Origin of the sequence: Yersinia entomophaga (genome assembly GCF_001656035.1) — a bacterium.
Lineage (GTDB): Bacteria > Pseudomonadota > Gammaproteobacteria > Enterobacterales > Enterobacteriaceae > Yersinia > Yersinia entomophaga.
The window spans coordinates 3358209-3376249 of sequence record NZ_CP010029.1 but is presented as its reverse complement, the minus strand read 5'-3'; the positions used below and the strand labels follow the sequence as shown (position 1 = coordinate 3376249).

Sequence of the window (18041 nt, the reverse complement as noted above, 5' to 3'; positions counted from 1 at the left end):
GAAATCAATCTTGCTGGATTCTCAGCGCCGTCGGCGGTAAACCTATTTGCAATACAACCGGTTGATAATCAGCCCGCTCCTCAACCTTAGCCGCCAGCCTTCGAGCAAGTAAAAAACCGGCTATTCCGCCTAATACCGCACCAACCGCGGTCATTGCCTCGGTCACAAAGATATTCTGACATAATGCGCCACCGGCAATCAGCCCGAAAAGCGGCGTCAGGTAAACCAACATCGCCGAACGTAGCAAGCTGCCTTCGCTGATTCCCACTTCAACCCGTTGACCCGGTTCAAGCGGTTGATCGATAGCGACTTGAAGCTGATGTTGAGATTCTGGGCCAAGTTTATTCAACAGGTCGCTGCCACAGCCGCCGCGGGCATGACAATTACCGCAGCCGGCATGAGGCTCACAGCGCAGCAACGCTATACCCTGTTGCCACGAAATCACCGTGGCCCATTCCTTCATCATTATTTCTTAGCCTTTAACACAACGCTGCCGGCAATACGTTTCGCCGTAGCGGGAGGAATCTCACCTACAACGGTAATTTCAGCGCCATTGCGTACTTCACTTTCAACGGTACGGCGCCCCTGACGCAAAGATTGCCCGGTCACAGCATTCTTATCGGCCGGGTTTACGTTCACCGTAAAGCTGAACAATCCGTCGGTATACAATCGAGTTTCCGTTGGCGTATCCAGATTCGGTAGAGTTCGACGGCTGCGAGAAACTTCGACCATTCCCGAAGGCAGCCAAGCTGGAGCCCAGACGAAATCGACTTTTTGTTTCGCAGGTAAAGCGAGCAATGGTGGTAGCTCAAGAGCTTTCATACCTTGCAATACCGTTTGAATCGGCGTACCTACCCCCATGGATATCACTCTGAATTGCTCCAGCGTTTCTCCATCGCGATCCAAGAGATCGATGCGCATCGGTAATTTTGTCGTTTCGTCTAGCCAGATAATATAGCTATAGCGCGTGCCATCTTTGGCTACAACACGAATAACCTGGCAGGGACGATCGGCTACGCGCGCTCGCCCCACGGCAATATAGTCGTAATATTTGGCCAGATTTTTGAAATTAGAAAACACGATGGAAGGCAAAGCATCGACTATGTGATCACCGGCCAGAGTAAAAGGGTCGAAGCCAGGTTCGAAATAGCTAATTTCAGTACCGCGCTGAAGAACCTCGGTGCGAGGTCCATCCATGCGTAATAGCTGAGCTAACGCTTTGCCTTCAGATATAGCATGGCGATAACGAAGAGAATCAATCCCTTGGTTATTGACATTAATATAGCCTAGCTCATAGTTGAGTGACTGACTGGCACTGCCCATTTCTTGCAACAACGCCTCTGGTTCATTTTGAGCAGAGGCGATTATTGGCACGAACAGGCCGCCCGTCAGTAAACAGACGGATAACAAAAGTTGCTTCATTACTGCTGTTGCATTCCTAAGGACTGAGTTCCAGGCACCTGAATAGCGGCTTGCGGCGATACAGACTGTTCTTGTTGTAGCGGATCCTGCGGTAAACGGCGCTGCAATTCAAAATCCTGGCTCAGCATATCGACACGGCGACGCTGTTCCTGAACCTGCTTTTGCTGACTGTTGCCAAAAGTTCCATCAACCGGCACACCAAAACTGACTGGCGATGCTTTGCCCATCATTGGCAAGGTATTAAAGGCCGGAGATTCAGACTGCATAGTGTCTGTTGCTGGCTGGTTGTATTGCTGAACCCCCACAATCACCGCCAGAGAAACGCAGGCAGCCATGCCAACTTGGGTAAGTTGACTAGCCCAGGGACGCACTTTGTTCCAGAACGGCATTTTCTGCCAGAGATGCGGCTGAGGTTGAGATTCAGGCACGGCAGCTGGTGCGAAGCGGACGGGTTCATCTTTCAGTGCAGCAGCCACGCGGCTAGCAATATCAAGATGAATGACTTCACCAACGTCACCGCGCAGAGTGTCACGGATTAAGTGATAACTCTGCCAGCTTTGTTGCAGTTCGTTATCTTTTGATAAAGAACTCATCAGTTCGCTATCAAGAGTTTCACCATCCATCAGAGCGGAAAGCTTTTCTTTCTGCATGCCTAAATACCCTTTATGTGTCCGCTATCGCTGAATCAGCGGCTGAACTTTGTTATCGATAGCTTCGCGAGCACGGAAGATACGCGAACGAACGGTACCGACCGGGCAATCCATAATGGCGGCTATTTCTTCATAGCTCAAACCATCCAACTCACGCAAAGTGATCGCCATCCGGAGATCCTCCGGGAGTGACTCTATGGTACGAAAAACTATCTGCCTCAATTCCTCAGACAACATTAAGTTCTCAGGGTTCGAAATTTCTTTTAATGCGCCCGCATTTTCGTAATTTTCAGCATCATTTGCATCCACATCACTGGATGGTGGACGACGTCCCTGAGCGACTAAGTAATTTTTTGCCGTGTTGACGGCGATACGGTACAACCATGTGTAGAAAGCACTATCGCCACGGAATGACTCCAATGCGCGATAAGCCTTTATAAAGGATTCTTGTACCACATCAGGGACATCGCCCTGAGGTACGTATCGAGATACAAGGCTCGCCACTTTATGCTGGTAACGAATAACCAGTAAATTGAACGATTGTTGGTCTCCTTTTTGGACCCGCTCAACCAGCATTTGATCCGTTAACTGCTCGCTCATCCGAGGCAAACTCTCCCGAAATATATCCCCACGCTAAAAATCGTACTGCCAGTCATATCATTACCTTCCTGAGCAAGCACTTGCTTGGAGTTTAATTAAAAAGCAAAGTTCCCTATTGCCCTGTTTTTCTTTCGATATCCTTTCAATATCTGATACCCGTAGCTTTTGCTCGGGCAGATAGGCTACCATGAAAATCACCCTTCTTCTGCACACATCATACGTTATGTCATCATCATCAGAACATGTTAGCGATGTATTGATCATCGGAAGCGGCGCTGCGGGCCTGTCACTGGCGCTGCGCCTTGCACCACACTGTAAAGTTACCGTTCTGAGCAAAGGCCCGCTGAACGAAGGCGCAACCTTTTATGCTCAAGGCGGAATTGCAGCCGTTTTTGACGAAACCGACAGTATCAGCTCACATGTTGATGACACGCTGATTGCCGGGGCCGGGCTGTGCGATAAAGATGCCGTCGAATTTATTGCCAGTAACGCACGCAGCTGCGTGCAATGGCTTATCGATCAGGGCGTACTCTTTGATACCGAAACCAACGCCAGCGGCGAAGAACGTTTTCATCTAACCCGTGAAGGCGGTCACAGCCACCGACGCATTCTGCATACAGCCGATGCTACAGGTAAAGAAGTAGAGACTACCCTGGTAGGTAAAGCAAGCACCCACCCCAATATTTCAGTGAAAGAGCGCCGCAATGCCGTGGACTTGATCACATCGAATAAAATTGGCCTGCCGGGAACCAAGCGGGTCGTGGGTGCTTATGTCTGGAACCGCGAGCTGGAAAAAGTGGAAACTTATCGCGCTAAAGCCGTGGTGTTGGCTACCGGCGGCGCAGCTAAGGTTTATCAATATACGACCAATCCAGATATTTCCTCCGGTGATGGTATCGCTATGGCCTGGCGTGCCGGTTGCCGCGTCGCCAATCTGGAATTTAACCAGTTTCACCCGACCTGCCTGTTCCACCCACAGGCGCGCAACTTCCTGTTAACCGAAGCGCTGCGCGGTGAAGGAGCCTACCTAAAACGCCCTGACGGCACCCGCTTTATGCCTGATTTTGACGCGCGAGGCGAACTGGCACCGCGAGATATCGTCGCCCGAGCCATTGACCATGAAATGAAGCGGCTGGGTGCCGATTGTATGTATCTGGATATCAGCCATAAACCAACTGAATTCGTGATGCAGCATTTCCCCATGATCTACCAAAAACTGCTGTCTTTGGGCATCGACCTGACCAAGGAAGCTATTCCCATCGTTCCGGCAGCGCATTATACCTGCGGCGGCGTGATGGTCGATCAGCATGGTCGAACCGATTTGGACGGGCTGTACGCCATTGGGGAAGTGAGTTACACCGGGCTGCATGGAGCGAACCGCATGGCGTCTAACTCATTGTTGGAATGTCTGGTTTACGGCTGGTCGGCATCTGAGGATATTTTGATGCGTTTACCCCACGCCAAATTAGCCAAACATCTGCCTGAGTGGGATGAAAGCCGAGTTGATAACTCCGATGAACGCGTAGTAATACAACATAATTGGCATGAATTAAGGCTATTTATGTGGGATTACGTCGGCATCGTACGTACGACCAAAAGGTTGGAACGCGCCCTGCGCCGCATCAATACTTTGCAGCAGGAAATCGACGAATATTACGCGAATTTCCGTATTTCCAACAACCTGTTGGAATTGCGTAATCTGGTGCAAGTCGCCGAACTTATCGTGCGCTGTGCGATGGAAAGGAAAGAAAGTCGCGGCCTGCATTATACGCTCGATTATCCAGATCTACTGGAAAATCCGCGCCCGACCATCCTTCAACCCTGATATTTCGGTATTCTGTTAAGGGCACTTCAGTGCCCTTAGTTTCTTTATCTATTTGTCACAATGAATATTTCACAACTAATAGTTAAGATAAAAATCACCAATTAACTGACAAAATTCAGGTGAATACACATCCTCCGCCTGACGCAAAGTTAAATGCTGATGTAGCTTTTCTCCATCCTGACGAGATAAAACCAGCAACATTCGGTGCAATGGCTTACCGGGTCTGTCTCGCACATCAACCTGTTGCCGCACAAACCAACCTTGCTGAACGGCCGACGCTGCCAAATCCTCACCAATGCTGTGCGGTAATACTACGCAGAAGCGACCTTCCGGCGTGATCAATCGTTCAGCGCTACGCAACAACGCTTCGTGAGTCAGGGATCCGGTATAACGCGCAGTATTTCTCGCTTCATCACGGCAGGCCACCGCCGGAGAAAAGTAAGGCGGATTACTGACGATTAGATCATATTGATGAGGATGGTGTTCTGCGAATGCATTTACATCGGCACTATAAATACGAATTCGATCGTGCCAAGGAGAAGCCTGCGCGTTTTCAGTAGCCTGCTCCGCCGCCTCGCTTTCCAGTTCGACGCCGTCGATCAAAACTTCCGAAGACGATCTCTGAGCGATCATCAAAGCAATCAACCCACTACCACAGCCGATATCCAGCACGCGCCGAGCCTGTTGTAACGGTACCCATGCGCCGAGTAATACTCCGTCAGTGCCTACCTTCATGGCGCAGCGATCGTGAGCCACAAAAAACTGTTTAAAGGTAAAACCACCGCGACGTAAACTCGGTTTTATTTTCAATTGTTCGCTCACATTAATCACCAGAATCTTTAACTGGCGTAGCATAGGACAATATGATTGAAGGTAAAAGACATCATTCCCGCTTAAACAGGTGAAGAATTCGGCTAACCCGTCTATAATCGGCGCCCCAAGTAGAGGAAGACCATGACTGTAACCAATTTTTCCGAACTCGATCTCGACGAACGCCTCATTGACGCCCTGCGCGACAAAGGCTATGAGCGCCCTACCGCCATTCAGGCTGCGGCTATTCCGCCAGCTATGGACGGACGCGACGTATTGGGTTCGGCTCCCACAGGTACGGGCAAAACTGCCGCCTTTTTGCTGCCAGCCTTGCAGCATCTGCTGGATTTTCCACGCAAAAAATCCGGGCCACCGCGCATCCTGATTCTGACGCCAACCCGTGAGCTGGCGATGCAAGTTGCCGATCAGGCCCGAGAACTGGCCAAACACACTCAGTTAGACATCGCGACCATCACCGGTGGCGTGGCCTACATGAACCATGCTGAAGTCTTCAGCGAGAACCAGGACATCGTGGTTGCGACCACTGGCCGTTTACTGCAGTACATCAAAGAAGAGAACTTTGACTGCCGTGCGGTAGAAACCCTGATTCTGGATGAAGCCGATCGTATGCTGGACATGGGCTTTGCGCAGGATATCGAAACTATCGCCGCGGAAACTCGCTGGCGTAAGCAGACATTACTGTTCTCAGCCACGCTGGAAGGCGAAGCGATTCGCGAGTTTGCCGAGCGTATTCTCGAAGAGCCAGTAGAGTTGGAAGCCGATCCGTCTCGCCGCGAGCGTAAAAAAATCCAGCAATGGTACTATCGCGCAGACAATATCGAACACAAAACTGCCCTGTTGGTTCATTTACTGAAACAGCCGGACGTGCAGAAATCCATTATCTTCGTGCGTACCCGTGAAAAGGTGCACCAATTGGTGAGCTGGCTACGTGAAGCCGGTATTAACGCCTGGTTCCTCGAAGGTGAAATGGTTCAGGCCAAGCGTACCGAAGCGGTTATTCGTTTAAGCGATGGTCGCGTCAACGTATTGGTAGCAACGGACGTGGCGTCTCGTGGCCTGGATATCGACGATATCAGTCATGTATTTAACTTTGACCTACCGCTCACAGCGGACGTCTATCTGCACCGCATTGGCCGTACCGGTCGGGCTGGTCGCAAAGGCGTGGCGATTTCTTTGGTTGAAGCACATGATCATTTATTGCTGGGCAGAATTGGTCGTTATCTGAAAGAACCACTGAAACCTCGGGTCATTGACGAGTTGCGTCCAACCAGTAAAGAGCCAAGCGCCAAATCTACCGGCAAACCGTCGAAAAAGGTTTTAGCGAAGCGTAAAGAGCTGAAGGCGGCCAACAAAGAAAAAACCAAGGTTAAAGTGCGCCACCGCGATGCTAAAAATGTCGGTAAGCGCCGTAAACCAAAGAATAAAGCTGACGCTTAACGCGCAGGTTTATTCCACTGGACAGCAAAAAGCCGCTTGTTAAAGCGGCTTTTTTTATGGGTAAACTCATCCACGGATTTTGTCTTGCTGAAGGATAATTTCATCAAGATCCCCAATTTCCGTCCAAAATCGAGCAAATTAAATCCACACTGTTTATCTACAAAACAGGCACTTAACACACGGCCGTTGCTCTATCGCTGCGGCGCAGTCTCAAGGCTGTTTCTGGTATAATTCAGCCTGTTTATTTGCCCGTAGCCATTCATTCAACTGCTGGTATTTCCTCTGCATTTCATTGGTTTGTAGTTTTTGCGGCGTCATTGCAAAATACTGCTGAAAATGAGCCCCCTGCTTATTACGCAACTCAGCATTCGCGCCGGCCTGTAACAAACGTAGCGCCAATTCTGGCGCATTGATTTTACCAGCCAAATGCAGCGGTGTGTCTCCCAGGCGATCCGGCAGGTTAGGATCGGCACCCGCAGCCAATAACATCATCACCTGCACTTCTCGCCCAGCCATCACCGCCGCAGCCAACGGAGTTGCCGACGTAATACTATTGCGCGCATTCGGTTTCAACCGACCATCTAACAATATTTGTAAATAATGAGCATCCTTAACGCTCGCCGCAGTATGTAAGGCACTGTTGCCTTGCAAGCCGGGCTGGAACGGATCGGCATGAAGTTCCAGTAACGCAGCCAGGCTTTCCGGCTGCTGATTCAAGATCGCCCATTGCAGCAAAGTGATCGATTGATCCCCCCGCTGCTGCAAGATTTTTTCAGAAGCGAGCTGCTGTATCTGCGCGACATCACCACGATAAATAGCTTCGGCAATCGGCGTTACTTGTGGATCGTTAAATACATTTTTACTCTCAGTCATCGCCAATCCCTCAAAACTCATAAGCGATATCAATACACCGCAAACAGTGTAGCGAATATACCGCAGGCAACTGTTCATCGGTGTTCTATCAGGCATTTTTCAACTCCCAGGGTTTTTGCTCGCTCATGGAAGACAGAACTTTATCAATTCTATGAGCAGCCAGACTGCGTGAAAGATGTTTATGCGGCAACCAATCGTCCAGACCACTTAGCTTGTCGTTATTCGCCAGCGTGATTTTATGGCCAATGGCATTCGGAATTATAGACGTCGATTCCTGCGTGTCAGTGAGCATGTCATATTGTTCGCTATAACGGCGAATAGCTCCACTTTCAGCTTCACTTTTTGCCTGAGCCGGATTGATCCCTAAACGATTTAGCGTGTGATCCGATACGCCAGCCGCGTTAAAGGTTACCGCAACGGTCGCCGTCGCTAATGCCGCCGTTGCCGCCAATCCACCGCCCAGCGAGTGACCGGTAATCACCAAGGCTTCGCCAAAGGCCATTTTCGCGGTTTTACCTAAGGCAACAGCCTGATTATATTGAACATCGTCATAGCCAGTGGCCTGTCGAACGTTGCTCAGCCAATCTCGCATATCATTGGTGCCGGCAAAAGCCAGAACATACTGCTGCTGATTCGAATAGATTCCAGCCTGAAAACCAGAGGCGCGGTCAGACAAACTAGCAGGATCGATACCCGCTTTAAGCAGATCAGCATCACTTAAACGCTGGAATCCGTCCAGATTAGCCCCGGTTGGCCTATAAACATCTTTAGCCAACAGCGCCAGCGAGTAATCGCTTTTCTGAGATGCTTTACCCTTTCCTATCACTTCAGCTGATTTTAGCGCCGCAGACTGCTCGCTCCGGGATAAACCAAGATCGGAAACCATTGATTGATAGAGATCGTTACTTTCCCGTGTTGCAGCAGAAAACACCGCATTTTTGGCTGTCACAACGGCAGAAAAAGTTGACTCAGTTTCAGTTGAAGTGCTCGCCGTTCTGACCGAATTCGATGGAATAATTGGATTAGACAGAGTATTTAACGGCGAAGCTACGGAAAGACTCAGTGGCATAGTCATTACGACTCCTTGTCGACAGCAAAATTAAGCGAACACCTAACGGGTGTAACTTGGCTATCGGCAGGTCGGATGAGTTCTTTATGAGAAAAGATAAGAATGACTTATTGAATACCGAAAAGTGTGAAGCCGCTCAGGCTTTACCTTAGAAAAGACGGCGCACAATAAAAAAGGGAGCCAAAGCTCCCTTTTCATTAAACTCTCACGGCTAAAACCCTATAAATTACAGGCTTTCAGTGAAAGTACGAGTAATAACATCGCGTTGCTGCTCTGGAGTCAGTGCGTTGAAACGTACCGCATAGCCAGAAACACGAATGGTCAGCTGCGGGTATTTTTCTGGATGTTTAACAGCATCTTCCAGAGTTTCACGGCGCAGAACGTTAACATTCAGGTGCTGACCGCCTTCTACACGAACGGTAGGCTGAACTTCCAGCGGAACTTCGCGGTATTCAATCTGACCTAATTCGCTAGCAGGAACGATTTGATCTTCTGCATAGTCAGCTTTAGCGCATACGCAGCGCAGTTCGTTTTTCTCGTCGTCTAACAGCCAAAAAGAGTTCAGCAAGGCTTCATTGTTAGCTTTAGTAATTTGAATACCAGTAATCATTTGGTGCCTCCGTAATACGGCTAAAATTCCAGGAATGGAAAAGTGACGTTGGTTATTTGGTAAAACCATTGTTCTCTTATTGTTTTATATACCAGTCAAATCACCGTTATTCTTTGACTTAAATCAAGATTTACAGCCCAGCACTTTACGAGCTGTGGGCAAATTTATGTTTTATATCAATTTTATCAAATACCAACGCAACAATTATTTTTGTAAATTTTCAACAAAAATTACATTAATTGGCGCTATTTTAAGCGACATCTACACCGTAAACTTTTAACAGTTTCCCTGCTCAACGCTAACCGGTAAGCTGAGCAACATAAATTTTCAGCAAAAACAAAGGAGAGTCTCATGACCACCTCCCTCACTTGGCACGACGTAATTGGTCAGGAAAAGCAACAACCCTACTTCCAAAATACGCTGGCTCAGGTCGCCGCCGAACGTCACGCGGGGAAAATCGTCTATCCACCGCAAAAAGACGTATTTAATGCCTTTCGGTTAACCGAACTGGATCAGGTAAAAGTCGTGATTCTCGGCCAGGATCCGTACCACGGCCCAAATCAGGCCCATGGTTTGTCCTTCTCGGTGCTGCCCGGCGTACCGGCGCCACCGTCGCTGGTAAATATGTATAAAGAGCTGGCTACCGATATTCCCGGCTTTGAACGCCCCAATCACGGTTTTTTACAAAGCTGGGCGGAACAGGGCGTATTGCTGCTAAACACCGTTCTCACCGTCGAAGGTGGCAAAGCGCATTCACACGCCAATTTTGGCTGGGAAACTTTTACAGATCGGGTGATTGCCGCATTAAACCAGCATCGGGAAGGAATTGTATTTTTACTTTGGGGGGCTCACGCGCAGAAAAAAGGGCAAATTATCGACCCGCAGCGCCATCATATTTTGAAAGCCCCGCATCCTTCCCCACTCTCCGCCCATCGCGGCTTTTTTGGCTGTAAACACTTCTCACAGGCCAATCAACTATTGATAAAACAGAATTTAGCGCCTATCGACTGGCAACCTAAATTTCCAACTACCTGATTGAACTCGTAAAAAAGGCACCGTTAAGGTGCCTTTTGCTTGATTGGGTAGCCTTAAGCTTTCGCTTTGGAAACCGCAACCATCGCCGGGCGCAACAGACGGCCATTCAGCGTATAACCCTTTTGCATCACCATCATCACTTGGTTCGGCTCATGATCGGCAGACTCAAGCATAGTCATCGCCTGATGAACTTCCGGGTTGAAAGGCACATTGGTTTCACCCACAACTTCGATACCGTATTTGCCCACTGCATCCAGTAAGGATTTCAGCGTCAATTCGATACCTTCGATCATTGATGTCAATTCGGTATTGGAGCGATCTGCTGATTCCAGAGCACGTTCCAGATTATCAATCACCGGGAGTAAGGATGATGAAAATTTCTCTAACGCAAATTTATGCGCTTTTTCAATATCCAATTCGGTACGGCGACGGATATTCTCAACTTCAGCTTTCGCGCGTAACAGGCTTTCGCGCTCACGCTGCAAGGCGTCAGCCAATTGGGTTTCCAGCTCTGCAACCCGCGGATCAACACCGTCACTAGTCTCTTGTGCGGCTCCCGCTTGCTGCTCGACTGCTTGTTCCATTTCTTCCGAGACTTGCTCGTTAGGCGTTTTCTGTTCTTTACTACTCATGGATATCTCCGCGTTTTAGCATTAATCTCGCTACTTGGCTTATTATGGGGATCAAAACCGGGGATTCAAGGGAACCGGTCACAATGTAGGGCACAAACAGGCTCTACTGAGGAAAACCACGGCAATGAATAAAAGATTCAACTGTATTGGTATTGTCGGTCACCCACGTCACCCGGCCGCTCTTGCTACACACGAAATGCTCTACCATTGGCTAAAATCCAAGGGTTATGCCGTTATGGTTGAACGGCAAATTGCCCGCGACCTCAATTTAACCAACGCCGTTACCGGCAGTCTGGCTGAAATTGGTCAAAAAGCCGATCTGGCGGTGGTGGTCGGCGGCGATGGCAACATGTTGGGCGCAGCGCGCGTCTTAGCTCGATATGATATCAAAGTGATTGGCGTCAACAGAGGAAATCTGGGATTTTTAACTGATCTAGACCCGGATAACGCGCAACAGCAACTTTCTGACGTTCTGGAAGGCGAATATCTCAGCGAACAGCGATTTTTGCTGGAAACTCAGGTTCGGCGAGCCAATCAACAATGCAGAATGAGCACCGCGATCAACGAGGTGGTACTACACCCCGGAAAAGTCGCGCATATGATCGAATTCGAAGTGTATATCGACGATCGTTTTGCGTTTTCCCAACGATCCGACGGCCTGATTATTGCCACTCCGACGGGTTCTACGGCTTACTCACTCTCCGCCGGCGGCCCGATATTGACGCCGACGCTGGACGCCATAGTTTTAGTGCCCATGTTTCCACACACGCTTTCCGCGCGACCCTTGGTTATCAACAGCAGCAGCACCATTCGATTGAAATTCTCCAAGATTAGCAGCGATCTGGAAGTGAGCTGTGACAGCCAGATCGCCCTACCCATTCAGGAAGGTGAAGAAGTCCTGGTTCGACGCAGCGATTTCCACCTGAATTTGATTCATCCAAAGGACTACAGCTATTTCAATACCTTAAGCACCAAGTTGGGTTGGTCAAAAAAATTATTCTAAAAAGTTATTTTGCCACTTTACTGTATATAAAACCAGTTTATACTGTATTCAAATACAGACATGTGTTTATGTACAGGAGATTTACCATGCTGGCCCAACTGACCATCAGTAATTTTGCTATTGTGCGCGAGTTAGAAATTGATTTTCAGCCCGGATTAACCGCAATTACTGGCGAAACCGGCGCAGGCAAATCTATTGCTATTGATGCATTAGGATTATGCTTGGGTAGCCGTGCAGATGGCAGCATGGTGCGTCTAGGCGCTTCCAGAGCCGACATCTGCGCTCGTTTCTCATTAGCAGACACCCCAACTGCTCGCGCATGGCTTGAACATCACCAGTTGGATGACAGCAATGAATGTCTGCTGCGTCGCGCTATTGGGGTCGATGGCCGTTCGCGGGGCTTTATCAACGGCACTGCGGTTCCTCTTTCTCAACTAAGAGAGCTGGGGCAACTCCTGATTCAAATTCATGGCCAACATGCTCACCAGCTGTTATTGAAATCAGATCACCAGAAACAGCTACTGGATGCCTATGCCGATCAACCGGCATTGCTAGCTGAAATGAAAACCGCCTACCAACTGTGGCATCAGAGCTGCCGTTCGCTGGCCTTGCATCAGAAGCAATCCCTTGAGCGTGATGCTCGTCATCAACTGCTGCAATATCATCTTAAAGAGCTGAATGCCTTCGCACCGGTGCAGGGCGAATATGAGCAGATCGATGCCGAATACAAGCGTCTGGCTAACAGCGGTCAGTTGATTTCTATCAGCCAGCAGGCTCTACAGTTGCTTTCTGATGATGAACAACAAAATATTCTCAGCCAGCTTTATACCGCCAAACAGCATATTACCGAACTGGCAGGCATGGATGAGCAGTTCAACAATTTATTGAATATGCTGGAAGAAGCATCGATCCAGATTAGCGAAGCTAGCGATGAATTGCGCCATTATGGTGAAAAGTTGGATATGGATCCGAATCGCCTATATGAACTGGAACAGCGACTATCACGCCAGCTTAATCTGGCTCGGAAGCACCACATTGCGCCGGAAGAACTTCCTCAGCTTCATCAACAGCTACTGGATGAACAACAACTCCTTTCGCAACAGGAAAGCGATCAGGAACAGTTAAGCGAAACGGTCAATCTTCACTATCAGCGCGCATTGGCATTGGCAAATCAGCTACATCAGGCTCGTCAGCATTATGCAGAAGAGCTGGCCACCTTGATTACCGAAAGCATGCACCAGCTCTCTATGCCGCATGGCCGATTTGCCATTGGTGTGCATTTCGAGCCGGAACACCTCAGCGCAGAAGGGGCAAGCCGTATAGAATTTAGTGTGACCACAAATCCAGGGCAACCTTTGCAACCTTTGGCTAAAGTTGCCTCCGGTGGCGAGTTATCGCGTATCGCATTAGCTATTCAGGTTATTACTGCTCGCAAAATGGATACGCCAGCACTCATTTTCGATGAAGTAGATGTCGGTATCAGCGGGCCAACGGCGGCGATTGTCGGTCAACTGTTGCGTCAGTTGGGGGAATCCACTCAGGTCATGTGTGTGACCCATCTTCCGCAGGTTGCAGGTTGTGGCCATCAACACTTCTTTGTCAGTAAACAAACGGATGGCGCAGAAACCGAAACACAGATGCATAAGCTGGATAAAAAAGCCCGTTTGCAAGAATTAGCGCGCCTGTTAGGCGGTAGCGAAGTGACGAAAAATACCCTGGCAAACGCGAAAGAGCTGCTTGCTGCATAAAAAAGCTCAACTTTTTTGCATTCAGGAGGTCATATTGAAGCCTTGTAAAGGTTTCCAACTGCTGCAAGGTCTATTATCATCGTCATCCTATGCCCTAAAGGAATGTGATTACTATGCGCTGTAAAATGCTGACTGCCGCCGCTGTAATGCTAATGATGCTTACCGCGGGTTGTTCCACGCTGGAAAAGGTGGTCTATCGGCCTGATATTAATCAGGGTAACTACCTGTCACCTAACGATGTATCCAAAATTCATAAAGGTATGACGCAGCAACAGGTGGCATACACACTAGGTACTCCGATGCTGCAGGACCCGTTTGGAACTCAAACCTGGTTCTACGTATTCCGCCAGCAGCCGGGACACGAAAAGGCTACACAGCAGACGCTGACCCTGACGTTCAACAGCAGCGGTGTTCTGACTGATATTAAAAATGAACCAGCGCTGAGCGGAAATTAATTTTTTCGTCGATCATGCTAGTGGTAGAGAAGGAAGATAGAGAATCACCTTCGATATAGCGCTAACGGATAAATGCCATTGGCGCTGATCTTCAATCAGACTGGCTTTATCCGTCATGCTTCAGGGCTGATAAAAAGTGAGGCGCACAACGCGCCTTATTTTTTTGCTTTTTCAGCGCGGATTCGACGTAACTCTTTGGGATCAGCAATTAACGGACGATAAATTTCGACTCTATCGCCATCATTAACTCTGTCACCCAATTTTACGGGGCGACTGTAAATCCCCACTTTGTTTTTTTGCAGATCAATATCAGTACGCAACGCTAAAAGCCCCGAGGCCTCAATCGCTTGCTCAACCGTGCTGCCTTCCGCGAGGCTCACCTTCCGAACATACTGACGCTCTGGCAAGGCATAAACGACCTCAACGTAAAGATCAGGCACTGTAGACCTCTTTTGCACGCTGGGTGAATGCTTGCACCATATTCCCCGCTAGCTCTTTAAACACTTTGCCAAAAGCCAATTCAATCAGCTTGTTAGTAAATTCAAAATCCAGATGCAGCTCCACTTTACAGGCATCAGGGCTTAATGGCGTGAAATGCCAACCGCCCATCAGCTTACGGAAAGGTCCGTCAACCAACTGCATGTTGATACTTTGGTTATCCGTTAGCGTATTACGCGTGGTAAACGTCTTGCTGATACCCGCTTTGGCAACATCTACCGCCGCCGTCATTTCATTATCGCAAGCGTCAAGCACCCGGCTCCCCGTGCAGCCAGGCAAGAACTCTGGGTAAGAGCAAACATCATTAACCAGTTGGTACATTTGTTCTGCACTGAATGGCACTAATGCAGAGCGACTAATCTGTGGCATAACATTTCCTGAGAGACATAAAACGCACGGATAATACCATTTATCTGGCAACTGACAAAAAATCAACGGCGCATAAACGGTAATAAAATCGACAAAATAAGGCCGCAGCGCACGGGAAAGGATTTCATTCGTCAACGCATACAGTATAATGATCAACACTATGACAAAGAAAAAAGCATACAAACCCGGTTCCGCAACCATTGCGCAAAATAAGCGCGCCCGCCACGAATACTTCATCGAACAAGAATTCGAAGCTGGCCTATCGCTGCAAGGTTGGGAAGTAAAATCTCTGCGCGCTGGTAAAGCCAACATCAGCGATAGCTACGTCACGTTTAGAAACGGTGAGGCCTTCCTGTTTGGGGCCACCATTACCCCACTAAACGTCGCGTCTACACACGTTGTTTGCGAACCTATGCGTACCCGTAAACTACTGCTGAATAAACGTGAGCTTGACTCACTGGTCGGCAAAGTTAATCGCGACGGTTTTACCGTAGTGGCTCTTTCCGTCTATTGGAAAAATGCCTGGGTTAAAGTTAAAATCGGCGTCGCAAAAGGCAAGAAAGACCATGACAAGCGTGATGATATTAAAGATCGCGAATGGCAGGTTGATAAAGCCAGAATTATGAAACACTCTAATCGTTAAGTCTCTGGCTTAACAGGTTATAGTTCTGGTATACTACAGAAGTTCTTTGGGGCTGATTCTGGATTCGACGGGATTCGCGAAACCCAAGGTGCATGCCGAGGTGCGGAGGCCTCGTAAAAAACCGCAAAAAAAATAATTGCAAACGACTCGCAATACGAATCTGCTGCTTTAGCAGCTTAATCAGCCTAAGAAACTGAAGATTCCCTCTCTCCCTAGCCTCCGCTCTTAGGACGGGGATCAAGAGAGGTCAAACCCAAAAGAGATCGCGTGGACACCTTGCCTGGGGTGAAAGCGTTAAACCCAATCAGGATAGTTTGTTAGTGGCGTGTCCGTCCGCAGCTAACCGGCGAATGTAATGACTGGACTAAGCATGTAGTGCCGACGGCGTAGTAATTTCGGACGGGGGTTCAAATCCCCCCAGCTCCACCACTTTTTAGTTGTTTGAAGTACAATGAAGTCTACTAAGCCCGCACAGCACAAGCTCTGCGGGCTTTTTTACGTCTATTGTCGTCCAGTGAGAATTGCTGAGAACTACGAGTTATGGCACCCTGAATGGGACCCACTAAGAAGGGTCCAAAAATCGAGGGTCCCAAATGGCAAAAATCGCTAAGAAGCTCACTGACACTGAAATCAAAAGCACTAAGCCAGCCGATAAAGAAATCAACTTATTTGACGGCGATGGTTTGATTCTACGAATCGCTCCTTTGGCAAAAGGAGGCAAGAAAAATTGGTATTTCAGGTATGCAGTACCAGTGAGCAAGAAAAGAACCAAAATGAGCCTTGGGACATATCCTCACCTTACCCTTGCAAGGGCCAGAGCCTTACGAGACGAATATCTCTCCTTTCTGGCAAATGGTGTTGATCCCCAAGTCCATAACAACAATAAGGCGAAGGCATTAAAGAGTGCTACTGAGCACACTCTCCAAGCCGTAGCGCGGAAATGGTTAGATGAGAAGGTAAAGACCTCAGGTATCTCACAAGACCATGCAGCAGACATCTGGCGCAGCTTAGAGAGAAATGTCTTTCCTGGTCTGGGTAATATCCCTATCAATGAGATCCGACCTAAGCTCTTAAAACAACACCTTGATCCTATTGAGCATCGAGGCGTATTGGAAACTCTACGCCGCATCATTTCCCGTCTGAATGAAATCTTCCGTTGGGCAGCCACTGAAGAACTTATTGAGTTCAACCCGGCTGACAACCTTGGCCAAAGATTCAGTAAACCCAAAAAGCAAAATATGCCTGCCCTTCCCCCAAGCGAATTGCCAAGGTTTATGGAATCTTTGACGAATGCGTCAATCCGGTTGGAAACACGTATGCTAATTGAATGGCAATTGTTGACATGGGTTCGTCCGGGTGAAGCCGTTCGCGCAAGGTGGTCTGATATTGATACAACCAACAGTATTTGGAACATTCCTGCTGATTTCATGAAAATGAAAAAACCTCACAAAGTTCCTTTGAGTAAAGAAGCTTTGCGCATTCTTGAATTAATGAAACCAATAAGTGGGCATAGAGAATGGGTTTTCCCCAGCATTAAAGCGCCGCTTAATCATATGCATGAACAAACCGCCAATGCAGCTATCATCCGAATGGGATTTGGAGGTGAGCTTGTAGCTCACGGTATGCGTTCTATTGCAAGAACAGCGGCAGAAGAATCCGGTAAGTTCAGATCTGAAGTTCTTGAGGCAGCGCTTGCCCACTCAAAAAAAAGATGAAATTATCGCAGCATACAATCGTGCAGAATATCTGATAGAGCGACAGAGTTTGATGCAATGGTGGAGTGATTACGTTCAAACTCAAAGAGCTAAAGCTATCGCTGCTTGACTGATACAGGGGATTAGCAAGAAGGATAGGGATAGCCTGGAAAGCCCATATGCTGACGAATGCCCCTTAGCTAAAACATTCTCATCGGATTGAAAGCGCACATGTACATAAAACCAGTATAAAAACATAAGGTTATATAACTAAACTTTGATACGTATGCTTCCATATGTTTTTAGTGTTTGATATGGTGAAAAAAAGATACTGATGTTTTTTTATGCTTTCATTGCTTGTTTCCTTAGTGGGCTACCATATGGATTTCTTTGAAAAAACTAATGCTGACAAAAATTCAATAGGTTTTACCTATCAAGATTACGTTGCTTTAAAACATGCCTTAGAGCTTAAACCAGAAGAACACATTGGGATTGAAGTTTATGACGATCTCCATCTTGAGAGCATCGAGGGTCATAAAACTTTGGTTCAAGTTAAACATTCAATTAACAAGTCTAATATAACTAATAAAGACATAGACTTATGAAAAACATTATATAATTGGTCAGAGGCGATTAAGACCATAGGC

General features: G+C 48.1%; 19 protein-coding genes, 1 other RNA gene and 1 pseudogene. 10 read left to right on the top strand and 11 right to left on the bottom strand.

Going from position 1 to position 18041, the window contains the following annotated elements; genetic code table 11:
* Window positions 1–4: 4 nt before the first annotated feature.
* Genes rseC through rpoE form a run of 4 tightly spaced genes read right to left on the bottom strand, consistent with a single transcriptional unit; the run spans window position 5 to window position 2672 of the window.
* Window positions 5–466 (bottom strand): SoxR-reducing system protein RseC, encoded by a 462-nt coding sequence (rseC, locus tag PL78_RS15275; protein WP_064516781.1) that lies wholly within the window; start codon window positions 464–466, stop codon window positions 5–7.
* Window positions 466–1422, bottom strand: coding sequence for a sigma-E factor regulatory protein RseB (rseB, locus tag PL78_RS15270; RefSeq protein WP_064516779.1), 957 nt, complete (start codon window positions 1420–1422; stop codon window positions 466–468). Before rseB ends, rseC begins: the two co-directional genes overlap by 1 nt.
* Window positions 1422–2072 carry an anti-sigma-E factor RseA gene (gene rseA / locus PL78_RS15265; protein ID WP_064516778.1) on the bottom strand — a complete coding sequence of 217 codons (651 nt, stop codon included), beginning with the start codon at window positions 2070–2072 and terminating at the stop codon, window positions 1422–1424. Before rseA ends, rseB begins: the two co-directional genes overlap by 1 nt.
* A 24-nt stretch (window positions 2073–2096) precedes the next feature.
* Window positions 2097–2672 (bottom strand): RNA polymerase sigma factor RpoE, encoded by a 576-nt coding sequence (gene rpoE / locus PL78_RS15260; protein ID WP_004718098.1) that lies wholly within the window; start codon window positions 2670–2672, stop codon window positions 2097–2099.
* Between the two features lie 223 nt (window positions 2673–2895).
* Between rpoE and nadB the strand changes: the two genes are divergently transcribed.
* Window positions 2896–4497: an L-aspartate oxidase gene (gene nadB, locus PL78_RS15255; RefSeq protein ID WP_179207930.1), complete on the top strand. Its 1602-nt coding sequence runs from the start codon at window positions 2896–2898 to the stop codon at window positions 4495–4497.
* Window positions 4498–4572: 75 nt separating this feature from the next.
* Here nadB and trmN read toward each other — a convergent pair whose 3' ends face one another.
* A complete protein-coding gene (trmN, locus tag PL78_RS15250) occupies window positions 4573–5319 on the bottom strand; it encodes a tRNA(1)(Val) (adenine(37)-N(6))-methyltransferase TrmN (protein ID WP_064518473.1) in 747 nt (248 codons plus the stop codon).
* Window positions 5320–5451: 132 nt separating this feature from the next.
* On the opposite strand from trmN, the gene srmB reads away from it, so the two are divergent.
* Window positions 5452–6765 (top strand): ATP-dependent RNA helicase SrmB, encoded by a 1314-nt coding sequence (gene srmB, locus PL78_RS15245; RefSeq protein ID WP_064516774.1) that lies wholly within the window; start codon window positions 5452–5454, stop codon window positions 6763–6765.
* Window positions 6766–6975: 210 nt separating this feature from the next.
* Here the strand turns inward: srmB and PL78_RS15240 are convergent, their stop codons facing one another.
* From PL78_RS15240 to grcA, 3 genes are all read right to left on the bottom strand, one after another.
* Complete coding sequence (locus tag PL78_RS15240; protein ID WP_064516772.1) at window positions 6976–7638, bottom strand: ankyrin repeat domain-containing protein; 663 nt, start codon at window positions 7636–7638, stop codon at window positions 6976–6978.
* An 88-nt stretch (window positions 7639–7726) separates the two neighbouring features.
* Window positions 7727–8713, bottom strand: coding sequence for a Tle-like phospholipase domain-containing protein (locus PL78_RS15235; RefSeq protein ID WP_064516770.1), 987 nt, complete (start codon window positions 8711–8713; stop codon window positions 7727–7729).
* A 220-nt stretch (window positions 8714–8933) separates the two neighbouring features.
* A complete protein-coding gene (gene grcA, locus PL78_RS15230) occupies window positions 8934–9317 on the bottom strand; it encodes an autonomous glycyl radical cofactor GrcA (protein WP_064516769.1) in 384 nt (127 codons plus the stop codon).
* 351 nt (window positions 9318–9668) lie between these two features.
* On the opposite strand from grcA, the gene ung reads away from it, so the two are divergent.
* Window positions 9669–10352, top strand: a complete 684-nt coding sequence (gene ung, locus PL78_RS15225) for a uracil-DNA glycosylase (protein WP_064516767.1) — start codon at window positions 9669–9671, stop codon at window positions 10350–10352.
* Between the two features lie 53 nt (window positions 10353–10405).
* Here ung and grpE read toward each other — a convergent pair whose 3' ends face one another.
* Complete coding sequence (gene grpE / locus PL78_RS15220; protein ID WP_064516765.1) at window positions 10406–10984, bottom strand: nucleotide exchange factor GrpE; 579 nt, start codon at window positions 10982–10984, stop codon at window positions 10406–10408.
* A gap of 124 nt (window positions 10985–11108) precedes the next feature.
* Between grpE and nadK the strand changes: the two genes are divergently transcribed.
* The 3 genes from nadK (at window position 11109) to bamE (ending at window position 14190) form a co-directional block, all read left to right on the top strand.
* Window positions 11109–11987, top strand: a complete 879-nt coding sequence (nadK, locus tag PL78_RS15215) for an NAD(+) kinase (RefSeq protein WP_064516762.1) — start codon at window positions 11109–11111, stop codon at window positions 11985–11987.
* Between the two features lie 86 nt (window positions 11988–12073).
* Window positions 12074–13735, top strand: coding sequence for a DNA repair protein RecN (gene recN / locus PL78_RS15210; RefSeq protein WP_064516760.1), 1662 nt, complete (start codon window positions 12074–12076; stop codon window positions 13733–13735).
* Window positions 13736–13848: 113 nt separating this feature from the next.
* Window positions 13849–14190 carry an outer membrane protein assembly factor BamE gene (bamE, locus tag PL78_RS15205; protein WP_064516759.1) on the top strand — a complete coding sequence of 114 codons (342 nt, stop codon included), beginning with the start codon at window positions 13849–13851 and terminating at the stop codon, window positions 14188–14190.
* A gap of 155 nt (window positions 14191–14345) precedes the next feature.
* Here the strand turns inward: bamE and PL78_RS15200 are convergent, their stop codons facing one another.
* On the bottom strand, window positions 14346–14630 hold the full coding sequence (locus tag PL78_RS15200) for an RnfH family protein (protein ID WP_049601881.1): 285 nt from the start codon (window positions 14628–14630) through the stop codon (window positions 14346–14348).
* Window positions 14623–15057 carry a type II toxin-antitoxin system RatA family toxin gene (locus PL78_RS15195; protein WP_064518471.1) on the bottom strand — a complete coding sequence of 145 codons (435 nt, stop codon included), beginning with the start codon at window positions 15055–15057 and terminating at the stop codon, window positions 14623–14625. Before PL78_RS15195 ends, PL78_RS15200 begins: the two co-directional genes overlap by 8 nt.
* 160 nt (window positions 15058–15217) lie before the next feature.
* On the opposite strand from PL78_RS15195, the gene smpB reads away from it, so the two are divergent.
* The 4 genes and pseudogenes from smpB to PL78_RS20810 all read left to right on the top strand — a co-directional run bounded on the left by smpB (window position 15218) and on the right by PL78_RS20810 (window position 17999).
* Window positions 15218–15700: an SsrA-binding protein SmpB gene (smpB, locus tag PL78_RS15190; RefSeq protein WP_064516757.1), complete on the top strand. Its 483-nt coding sequence runs from the start codon at window positions 15218–15220 to the stop codon at window positions 15698–15700.
* 48 nt (window positions 15701–15748) lie between these two features.
* Window positions 15749–16129: a transfer-messenger RNA gene (gene ssrA / locus PL78_RS15185) on the top strand.
* A gap of 164 nt (window positions 16130–16293) precedes the next feature.
* Window positions 16294–17524: pseudogene (locus PL78_RS15180) on the top strand (integrase domain-containing protein).
* A gap of 250 nt (window positions 17525–17774) precedes the next feature.
* On the top strand, window positions 17775–17999 hold the full coding sequence (locus tag PL78_RS20810; RefSeq protein ID WP_235600980.1) for a hypothetical protein: 225 nt from the start codon (window positions 17775–17777) through the stop codon (window positions 17997–17999).
* The last annotated feature ends 42 nt before the right edge of the window (window positions 18000–18041 follow it).